Consider the following 9,502-nt stretch of genomic DNA (forward strand, 5'->3'; position numbering starts at 1 on the left):
ACCCGCAGGTGGAGCTATGCCTGGGATGACACGCTGGATAGAGTGCAGGGCGTCGACGACTACGGGCCGACACAGCACGGTGGCATCATTGCCGACAATCTGGTAGCCATAACGGCGATCTACTACGACAGCGTCACGGGCAAGCTGCTTCGCACGTTTGACTGGCCTGTGCTGCAAGGGATCTGGACGTATCGCTATGCGTCCGACACACGGGATCTGGCAGGCATCGACATGGATCGCGCGAAGGCGGATTACACGCGCGATGCGGAGCATCGGCTCACCCAGATTCAGTACCAGGTGAACAGTGACGCGCCGCAGAAGTTTAGCTATGCGTACGACGCGCTGGGACGGCGCAGCCAGGCGACGCTCGCCAATGGCATCACGGTGACTTACACATGGGATGCCGCCAGCCAGCTGACCGGGATCACGTACCGGCACGCCGACGGAAGTCTGCTGGGCGATGTCACCTACGCCTACGACCTAGCGGGTCGACGCACGAAGGCGGGCGGCAGCCTCGCGAAGGTCGATCTGCCGCAAGCGGTGAGCGACACCCAGTACAACGGGGCGAACCAGCTTACGCGCTGGTCGGGCAAGACCTTTACTTATGACCTGAACGGCAACCTTGCGAGCGATGGGGTGAGTCAGTACACCTGGAACGCGCAGGACTTGCTGAGCCAGATCACCGGCGCGGTGACTGCGAGCTTCAGCTATGACTCGTTCGGCCGGCGCAGTGATCGTACGGTCAACGGCCACCGGATGCAGACCGTCTGGATTGGCGATCAGCTCAGTTTCACAGCGCCTGATAACGACCTGACAAAGCGCATCCGTGCGTTCTCCCCGTACCCGGAGAGCGGACCGGACGAACTGACTTACCAGCGTATTGGCGATGATGCGAGCCAGGATCGGTATGTGTTGCGCGACGCGAACAACAATGTGATTGCGTTGACGGACGCGAACCAGCAGAGTCAGACGCAGTATCGGTATCAGCCGTATGGGACGACGACGGCAACGGGGTCGGCGGATGTGAATCCGCAGCAGTACACTGGGCGGGAGAATGATGGGACGGGGCTGTATTACTACCGGAACCGGTATTACAGTCCGGCGACGGCAAGGTTCATCAGTGAAGACCCGATCGGGTGGGCGAGTGGGCAGACGAATGCGTATGCTTATGTGGGTGGGAACCCGGTCCAACTCAATGACCCGTTCGGTCTCGTGTCAACAGGTACGCCGGGCAACAATCAAGCTCAAAACAAACAAGTTAGCGATATCGTTAGGGAGCTTGGTTTGACCAAAGGTCAGCGTCGTAAATTGCATGACGCGATAACTGGTCAAGACTACGGCTACCATGAGATCAAAGGGATAGCGATAGAGATGTTTTGCCCGACCAATAACTAGGCGAAAGTATGTTGCGTGATGACATAAGAGACGCTTTTTCGGAGGTCTGCGGCTTGCCCACCTGGCAGGTCCGGAAAGGCGTCGGATCGTTCCTTACCCTAGAGTACGGTGACCCGCATCTGCGGATTCAGGAACCGCGTTTGTCGCGATCGGAGTTGCCTGAAGTGCGCAAGTCCGCAGATCGTCGTCGAGTAATCGTGTCTGGTCGGTGGCACCTTTGGATCTATATGTGCAACTGGACGATAAGCTCGAATGGCATGCGGCTCGCGGACAACGAGGCGTCGAGCGACGCTATCAATGAAGCATTGCAATATCTCGATGGGCAAATATTGCTGTCGGTCGAGGTCCTGCCGAAAGATGTAAAGACGGTCTTTCGGTTTGATCTTGGCGGGGAGCTTGCAACATGGCCATATCTGGCCGAGGGAGATCGATATGAGGAGCAGTGGCTACTCTACGACTATGAGGCGAAGAAGGTGCGAACGCTTAAAGGTGACGGGACTTGGCTTTGTGAGCCGTTAGATGATTGATCTGTTGCTGCCGTTGCCGCATCGTGTCTAGCTGTACAAGATAAATATTGAATTGCAAATCGTTATATTTGTTGTCTGTCATGGGTTTAAATACAGAGGGGCCGCGCGAGCGGCCCTTCTGCATTTAAAGCGGTGTAATGATGGTCGCGCGGGGCTAGTACTGGAGGGCGGCAATACGGCCCTTCTTATTTGGTGAATTCTAGGTTCGGCTTAGCACCGATCGACTCAGCCACCGTTCTGCTAGGAAAGAACTCGCACAAAGCTTTGATTTGCCGGTCCTGCCGGAAGCAGGTGCCGCTTCTCAGCGGAAGAATAGTCACGGCGCAACCCTCGACCTATGGCAGCGAGATCGAACCAATCATTCTGTGAGCGAGATGAGCCCGCGAGGCGTACATTCACTTTTCAAAAAGAACTACCCCACCATCGATCTGGCAAAGTGCGAATGGAAGCACATCATGCTCGATGGCGAGGTTCGGCGAGATTTGCTTCAGCAATTTCTGTTAACGATCGGTGCCACAGATTTTCTAATACATGTCCATCGAAAACGTGGAGACTTTCTGCCATTCGGAGAAGCGACGGACTTTGTTTGTGAAAACATCTGTAAAGGTTGCATTCGAATCACTGATCGACGATTTGTGCGCTTCGTCATAGTTGCGAGAAACGGCGTAGCCGCCCAGTGGCCGGTTCTTTGATTCTTCGATCTCTAAGCCGCTACGGCACCTACATCGGCAGGGTCTCGGCCCGATTGACGAGAGAAGGCCGGCTGGAGGCGTCATCCAATATCTGCTTTATATGGCTTAGCTAAGACGTTGCCGAAACCGTGGTCGCACCGAGGCAAAAAAATGACGCTCCTTTCAACCAGAGCGCCACCTTCTCTAACCGCCTCCGTTCCTTCTCCGTATCCCCGGCCCAAACGCAAATCCAAACGCGAGCAAGAACAGCGAAACCGCCAGCACAGTATTATTCCCACTCGTCACATACGGCGTATTCCCCGACGTCCCTTGCACCGTGACATCAATCGACCCAACCGTAAAAGGCGCCAGCCGCGCAATCACATTCCCGCGCGCATCAATCGCAGCGGTCGTGCCAGTATTAGTAGCCCGCAACATCGGCCGCCCCGTCTCGAGCGAGCGCATCCGCGCAATCTGCAGATGCTGATCCAGCGCGATCGTGTCACCAAACCAGGCAAGGTTAGTAGAATTAACCAACACCCCGGCCGGCGTATCACTCTCACGAATCGACCGCGCGATTTCCTCGCCGAAAATATCCTCGTAACAGATATCAACCGAAACCGGCTGGTTATGCACAAGGAACGGCTTTTGCACCGGTGCCCCACGCGAGAAATCGCCGAGCGGAATATTCATCAGGTTCACGAACCAGCGGAAACCCCACGGCACGAATTCGCCGAACGGCACGAGATGATGTTTATCGTAGCGATACAACTCATGCGAACCCGGCGTGATGCCGAACGTACTATTCGTATAGTCGACGAGCCGCCCTTCAGGTGTGATGGTGCCGCCAATCGCCCCGAACAGGATCGACGTGCCGGTCGAATCGACAAAGTTGCGCACCGCGGTAGCAAACGGCACCGGCAGTTCCTGGATCAGCACCGGGATCGCCGTCTCCGGCGTCACGATCAGGTCCGCCGGTTTCGCGGTAATCATCTGCTGATATTCGTTGATGGCGGCCACCATGCCGGCCTGTTCGAACTTCATCTCCTGCTTCACGTTGCCTTGCAGCAGCCGCACTTTAAGCGGCGCGTTAGCCGGCACCGTCCACGTGGCCAACGGCAGCAGCATGCCGGCCGCAATCAGTGCCACCGAGACAACAGCGGCAGGCGCAACCCGGGCCACACGCGTTGCGCCCTTGCGCAGCTCTGCAGGCTCACGCACACGCACTACCGCCTGCACGATCAACGCAGCAACCAGCGCCAACATCCAGCCCACGCCGTACACACCCGTCACCGGTGCGAATCCCGCAAGCGGCCCGTCCACCTGCGGATAACCGCTGGCGAGCCATGGAAACCCCGTGAACACGTAGCCGCGCAGCCATTCGCTCACCGCCCACGCACTGGCGAACGCAAACGCGCCATGCCACGTCGGCGAAAACGGCTTGTCGTCGAGCGCGCCGTTTTGCGCATGCCCCGCGCAAAAAGACCACACCCCCGCAGCCAAAGCCGGATATACCGCCAGATACAACGAAAACAGAACCAGCGCCGCCGCAGCCAGTGGCGGCGCCATCCCGCCGTAGTCGTGCATGCTGACGTACAGCCACCACACGCCCGTGACGAAGTTGCCGAAGCCGAACGCTCCACCCGTCAGCGCAGCGCTTTTCCACCCCGTGGTCCGCGTGAGCCACGCGAAGAAAAACGCGAAGATCGCCACTTCGAGCCAGCCGCCGTGCGGCGTCGGCGCGAATGAGAGCGTGTTCGCCGCACCGGCGATCAGTGCGATAAGGTAGTGCCATCGCGGCAGCGTCCGGCCCGGTGCTTGCGCCACCGCGGACGTCACGCCACGGCGCAGACGGGAAGTAATCGGGTCGGCCATTATTGCGCGGTCGTTTTAAGGAAGAGAGAGATCAGGTCTGCACGTGCTGCGCGTCGCGCTCGCGCTGGCCCGCGAGCGGATCGCGGCGTACCAGCAGCATGTGAATCTGCCGCGCGTCGCCGCGCAGGATCTCGAAGATCAGGTCGTCGATGCGCACCTTCTCGCCGCGATGCGGCACGCGCCCGAAGTGATGCGTGACGAGCCCGCCGATCGTGTCGACTTCGTCGTCCGAGTAATGCGTGTTGAACGCTTCGTTGAACTGCTCGATTTCGGTCAGCGCGCGCACGCGGTAGCGCCCGTCCGGCGAGGCGATGATGTTGCCGCTTTCCTCGTCGAAATCGTATTCGTCCTCGATGTCGCCAACGATCTGCTCCAGCACGTCTTCAATCGTGATGAGGCCCGCGACGCCGCCGTATTCATCGACGACGATCGCAATGTGATTATGGTTCACGCGGAAGTCGTGCAGCAGCACGTTCAGGCGCTTGGACTCCGGGATGAACACGGCCGGGCGCAGCATGCCGCGCACGTCGAATTCCTCTTCTGCGTAATAGCGCAGCAGGTCTTTGGCGAGCAGCACGCCGATGATGTTATCGCGATTGCCTTCGAAGACCGGATAGCGCGAGTGCGCTTTCTCCAGCAGGAAAGGGATGAATTCCGCCGGTGTTTCCGCAATGTTGATCGCGTCCATCTGGGCGCGCGGAATCATGATGTCGCGCGCACACAGTTCGGAGACCTGGAAAACGCCTTCGATCATCGACAGCGAATCTGCGTCGATCAGGTTGCGCTCGTGGGCGTCCTGCAGGATTTCCAGAAGTTCGCCGCGGGATTCGGGCTCGGGCGAGATGAAGTCGGTCAGACGCTCAAGCAGGGAGCGTTTTTCCTGTGGTTTGTCGCTAGTTCGGTGTCGACTGGAATACGTGTCGTTCATGGTGGTGCGCCCGGCAAGACTGGGCGCGCTGTTGCAGAGCGTTAAGGATACACCACGCACATGGCAGGACCGTGTCCCCACGGGCTTGCCGGCAGGGACAAAGGGTCGCGCCGCATGCGCAGGGCCTGGTTCAATGCTAACGGATAACGCTGGTCAAAGGGCAGTGGAGCAAAAATCCGTGACGCAAGCTCAGTGTAAGGCCAATCGGAGATTGCAGACGTTCTGGCGCCACGGCTTCACGTTTCCACGCCTCCACGCCTCGCGGCGACGTGCGCGCTGCACAAGCGAACGCCCGTTCGCCAACGTTCGGTAATTCAGCCGCCGTCGCTCTGCGCTTCCCGGCAACGCGCCAGCAGCGCTTCCAGCGCGCGGTCCGGCATGCCGCTCTCGCGCAGCGCGGTTACCGTGCGGCTGACGTAATCAAGCGTCGTGCCGTACCGCCCGCTGGCGCAACCGAACACGGTTTGCACGACCTCGTCGGCCAGTTTGCCAGTGTACGTGGGTATGTCGCGGCGCATCACGAAGGCGAGCGCGTCGACGCGCCGTCCGTCGACGAGATTGCACGGCAGCCAGGCGGGCCGGTAGGAGCCCATTGCCATTTCCCGCCGCCAGAGCGCTTCCAGATGCGGCATCGCGCCCTCGGCGGCCAGCCGGAAGGCGATGCCGGCGCACGAGCCGCCACGGTCGAGCGCCAGCACCAGGCCCGGCTGTTCCGGCGTGCCGCGGTTCACCCGTGACCACAGATACAGGCCGCGGTGATAGCCGTGCACCTTGGAGCGCGTCGCCTCGACCGTCGGCATGCCCGGATTCCAGATCAGCGAGCCATAGCCGAACAGCCAAAGATCGCTTTTCCGGTCCCAGTCGCGCAGCGTGCAGTCGAGTGAGGCGCGCAATTCCTCGTCCGTCAACAGACGCGATTCGCCTAACTCGGGCGGATAGCCGGGGCAGGGTGGGCGGTCGTCGGGTACGGGGTAGGGGGCGCTCACGGCGAATGGCCTACGGGCCTGGTGCGGTTATGGTTCTATTGATAGGGATCGCGGAAGCCGAGCGCGGCGAGGATCTCTGTCTCGATCGCTTCCATTTCCTGCGCTTCTTCTTCGACTTCGTGATCGTAGCCCTGCGCATGCAGTGTGCCGTGGACTAAAAGGTGCGCATAGTGCTCGGCCAGCGTCTTGCCCTGCTCGGCGGCTTCTTTCTCGACCACCGGACAGCACAGGATCAGATCGCCCGTCACCGGATCGTCTTCAGATTCGGCGTAGGCGAAGGTCAGCACGTTGGTCGAATAGTCTTTGCTGCGATACGTGCGGTTCAGCGTGCGGCCTTCTTCGGCGTCGACGAAGCGCACGGTCAGTTCTGCGTCGGCGAAGAGCGCCGCCTTCACCCAGCCGGCCACCGTCGCACGCGGCAGAATCGCCTTGTGCTCCGGCCAGGCCTTGGCGGCGGGAAATTGCACGTTCAACGTTAATTTAGGGGCGCGGCTCATACGTCTGGGCTTTGTTGCGTGCTTAACGGGCGAAGGCGGTATTCAATACGTGGCGGCACGGCCGGCTCAACGTGCGTCGGCGGGGCTGGCGTTCTTCTGCGAGTGCGCGTCGTACGCTTCCACGATGCGCGCCACCAGCGGATGCCGCACCACGTCGGCACTGGTAAACCGCGTCATGGCAATGCCGCGCACGTCCGTCAGCACCTGCTGCGCCTCGATCAGCCCGCTCTTGTGGCCGCGCGGCAAGTCGACCTGGGTCGTATCGCCCGTGACCACGGCCTTCGAGCCGAAGCCGATCCGCGTCAGAAACATTTTCATCTGTTCGGGCGTGGTGTTCTGCGCCTCATCGAGGATGATAAACGCGTGATTCAGCGTGCGGCCGCGCATGTAGGCGAGCGGCGCGATTTCGATCATCTGCCGCTCGAACATCTTGGCGGTTTTGTCGAAACCGAGCAGGTCGTACAGCGCGTCGTACAGCGGACGCAGATACGGGTCCACCTTCTGCGCCAGATCGCCCGGCAGGAAGCCCAGCCGCTCACCCGCTTCCACGGCAGGGCGCGTCAGCACGATGCGTTTGACCTGGTCGCGCTCCAGCGCATCCACGGCGCAGGCCACCGCCAGATACGTCTTGCCCGTGCCCGCCGGGCCGATACCGAAGGTCACGTCGTGCGCGATGATCTGCTTCAGATATTCGCGTTGCGCCGGGGTACGGCCGCGCAGGTCGGCGCGCCGCGTGTACAGCTTCGGGCCGAGTGCTTCGAGGTCTTCCTCGCCGGTGTCGGCCGGTTCGTCGAACGGATGATCCGGGTCGTGGCGAAAGCGCGCGTCCGGGCTTTCGTAGCCGTTGGTGCCATTAGTGCTTTTGCGCGGCGGATGACGCGCTTCGACCAGCGCGAGTTGGATATCGTCCACGGAGAGCGGATCGCGCGCGTTGTTGTAAAAATTTTCGAGGGCGGTGAGCGCCACCTTGGCGCCCCGGCCGCGGATCGAGATGCGGTGACCGCGGCGCTGCAGCGTGACGTCGAGCGCCTGCTCGATCTGCCGCAGATTTTCGTCGAGCGGTCCGCAGAGGTTGGCGAGCCGCACGTTGTCTTCGCGCGGTGCGGTGAATTCCAGATGCTGCTGAGAGGTCTTCAAGGCGTTGGATCGATCCTGTCGGTAGTCAGTACGCTTAATGGGTCGTGGCGGGCGCGTCGTTGTGCATCGCGTCGTGAACCAGCACGAGTTCGCCACGTAGCGAATGTGGGTACGCTTGTACGATTTTCACGTCCACCATCTGGCCAATCAGCCGCGCGTGCGATGCCAACGGCACCGGGAAATTCACCACGCGGTTGTTTTGGGTGCGGCCGGCGAGTTCGTTCGGGTCTTTGCGCGCCGGCCGTTCGACCAGAATACGCTCAACCTTGCCGACCATCGACTCGCTGATGCGCGCGACATTTGCCTCGATCGTGGCCTGCAAATGTTGCAGCCGTTTGAGCTTCACCTCGCGCGGCGTGTCGTCGTGCAGGTTCGCCGCCGGCGTGCCGGGGCGCGGGCTGTAGATGAACGAGAAGCTGGTGTCGTACTTCATCTCGTGAACCAGCGTCATCATCTTGTCGAAATCTTCCTCGGTCTCGCCGGGGAAGCCGACAATCATGTCCGTGGAGAGCGACAGATCCGGGCGGATCGCGCGCAGCTTGCGGATCACCGATTTGTATTCGAGCACGGTGTAGCCGCGCTTCATCGCCATCAGGATGCGGTCGGAGCCGTGCTGCACGGGCAGATGCAGATGGCTCACCAGCTTCGGCACCTTGGCGTACGTGTCGATCAGACGCTGGGTGAATTCCTTCGGATGCGACGTGGTGTAACGGATGCGTTCGATGCCCGGGATATCCGCGACGTATTCGATCAGCGTCGCGAAGTCCGCAATCTCGGGTGAGCCGATGGTCAGCGCGCCGCGATAGGCGTTCACGTTCTGGCCGAGCATTGTGACCTCGCGCACGCCCTGATCGGCAAGACCGGCGATTTCGGTCAGCACGTCGTCGAGCGGACGCGATACTTCTTCACCGCGCGTGTACGGCACGACGCAGTAGCTGCAGTACTTGCTGCAGCCTTCCATGATCGAGACGAAGGCGCTCGGGCCGTCGACGCGCGCCGGCGGCAGATGGTCGAACTTTTCGATTTCCGGGAACGAGATGTCCACTTGGGGGCGGCCGCTTTCGCGGCGCTTGTCGAGCATCTGCGGCAGACGGTGCAGGGTTTGCGGGCCGAACACCAGATCCACATACGGCGCACGGGCGATGATCGACGCGCCCTCTTGGCTCGCCACGCAGCCGCCCACGCCAATAATCAGGTTCGGATTTGCTTCCTTCAGCTCGCGCGCGCGGCCGAGTTCGGAGAAGACTTTTTCCTGCGCTTTTTCGCGCACCGAGCAGGTGTTGAAGAGAATGATGTCCGCGTCTTCCGGGTTGTCGGTCTTGACGAGGCCTTCAGCCGCACCGAGCACGTCGACCATTTTGTCGGAGTCGTACTCGTTCATCTGGCAGCCGTGGGTCTTTACATAAACTTTTTTGGTCATCGAATTTCGCCGGTCGCAGTGGTTTATCTGGGGGCGTCGTTAAGAGTGAAGAGAGGCGAAAACGTG

Annotated in this window: 8 protein-coding genes; 2 read left to right on the forward strand and 6 right to left on the reverse strand. The window is 60.7% G+C overall.

Annotated elements, in window-relative coordinates:
* Together M0954_RS11415 and M0954_RS11420 are read left to right on the forward strand one after the other, a co-directional pair.
* Window positions 1-1,395: RHS repeat-associated core domain-containing protein (locus M0954_RS11415; RefSeq protein WP_297353256.1), on the forward strand; the 1,395-nt coding region annotated here is incomplete at its 5' end.
* Between the two features lie 8 nt (window positions 1,396-1,403).
* On the forward strand, window positions 1,404-1,922 hold the full coding sequence (locus M0954_RS11420; protein WP_297353258.1) for a hypothetical protein: 519 nt from the start codon (window positions 1,404-1,406) through the stop codon (window positions 1,920-1,922).
* An 875-nt stretch (window positions 1,923-2,797) separates the two neighbouring features.
* Here the strand turns inward: M0954_RS11420 and lnt are convergent.
* The 6 genes from lnt to miaB all read right to left on the reverse strand — a co-directional run bounded on the left by lnt (window position 2,798) and on the right by miaB (window position 9,436).
* Window positions 2,798-4,468: an apolipoprotein N-acyltransferase gene (lnt, locus tag M0954_RS11425; RefSeq protein ID WP_297353260.1), complete on the reverse strand. Its 1,671-nt coding sequence runs from the start codon at window positions 4,466-4,468 to the stop codon at window positions 2,798-2,800.
* A gap of 31 nt (window positions 4,469-4,499) precedes the next feature.
* Window positions 4,500-5,396 carry an HlyC/CorC family transporter gene (locus M0954_RS11430; protein WP_122153417.1) on the reverse strand — a complete coding sequence of 299 codons (897 nt, stop codon included), beginning with the start codon at window positions 5,394-5,396 and terminating at the stop codon, window positions 4,500-4,502.
* A 314-nt stretch (window positions 5,397-5,710) separates the two neighbouring features.
* Window positions 5,711-6,382: a gamma-glutamylcyclotransferase gene (locus M0954_RS11435; protein WP_297353261.1), complete on the reverse strand. Its 672-nt coding sequence runs from the start codon at window positions 6,380-6,382 to the stop codon at window positions 5,711-5,713.
* Window positions 6,383-6,417: 35 nt separating this feature from the next.
* A complete protein-coding gene (gene ybeY, locus M0954_RS11440) occupies window positions 6,418-6,879 on the reverse strand; it encodes an rRNA maturation RNase YbeY (protein ID WP_297353263.1) in 462 nt (153 codons plus the stop codon).
* A 66-nt stretch (window positions 6,880-6,945) separates the two neighbouring features.
* Entirely contained in the window at window positions 6,946-8,016 is a 1,071-nt protein-coding gene (locus M0954_RS11445) for a PhoH family protein (RefSeq protein ID WP_297353266.1), read from the reverse strand.
* Window positions 8,017-8,050: 34 nt separating this feature from the next.
* The gene (gene miaB, locus M0954_RS11450; RefSeq protein ID WP_297353268.1) at window positions 8,051-9,436 is read right to left on the reverse strand and encodes a tRNA (N6-isopentenyl adenosine(37)-C2)-methylthiotransferase MiaB; all 1,386 of its coding nucleotides are present in this window, start codon (window positions 9,434-9,436) and stop codon (window positions 8,051-8,053) included.
* Between the last annotated feature and the right edge of the window lie 66 nt (window positions 9,437-9,502).

Source organism: Paraburkholderia sp. (assembly GCF_026225065.1).
Taxonomy (GTDB): Bacteria; Pseudomonadota; Gammaproteobacteria; order Burkholderiales; family Burkholderiaceae; genus Paraburkholderia.

Coding starts and splice junctions, on each gene's coding strand:
- M0954_RS11420 (WP_297353258.1), top strand. CDS start 1,404: ATGTTGCGTGATGACATAAGAGACGCTTTTTCGGAGGTCTGCGGCTTG.
- lnt (WP_297353260.1), bottom strand. CDS start 4,468: ATGGCCGACCCGATTACTTCCCGTCTGCGCCGTGGCGTGACGTCCGCG.
- M0954_RS11430 (WP_122153417.1), bottom strand. CDS start 5,396: ATGAACGACACGTATTCCAGTCGACACCGAACTAGCGACAAACCACAG.
- ybeY (WP_297353263.1), bottom strand. CDS start 6,879: ATGAGCCGCGCCCCTAAATTAACGTTGAACGTGCAATTTCCCGCCGCC.
- miaB (WP_297353268.1), bottom strand. CDS start 9,436: ATGACCAAAAAAGTTTATGTAAAGACCCACGGCTGCCAGATGAACGAG.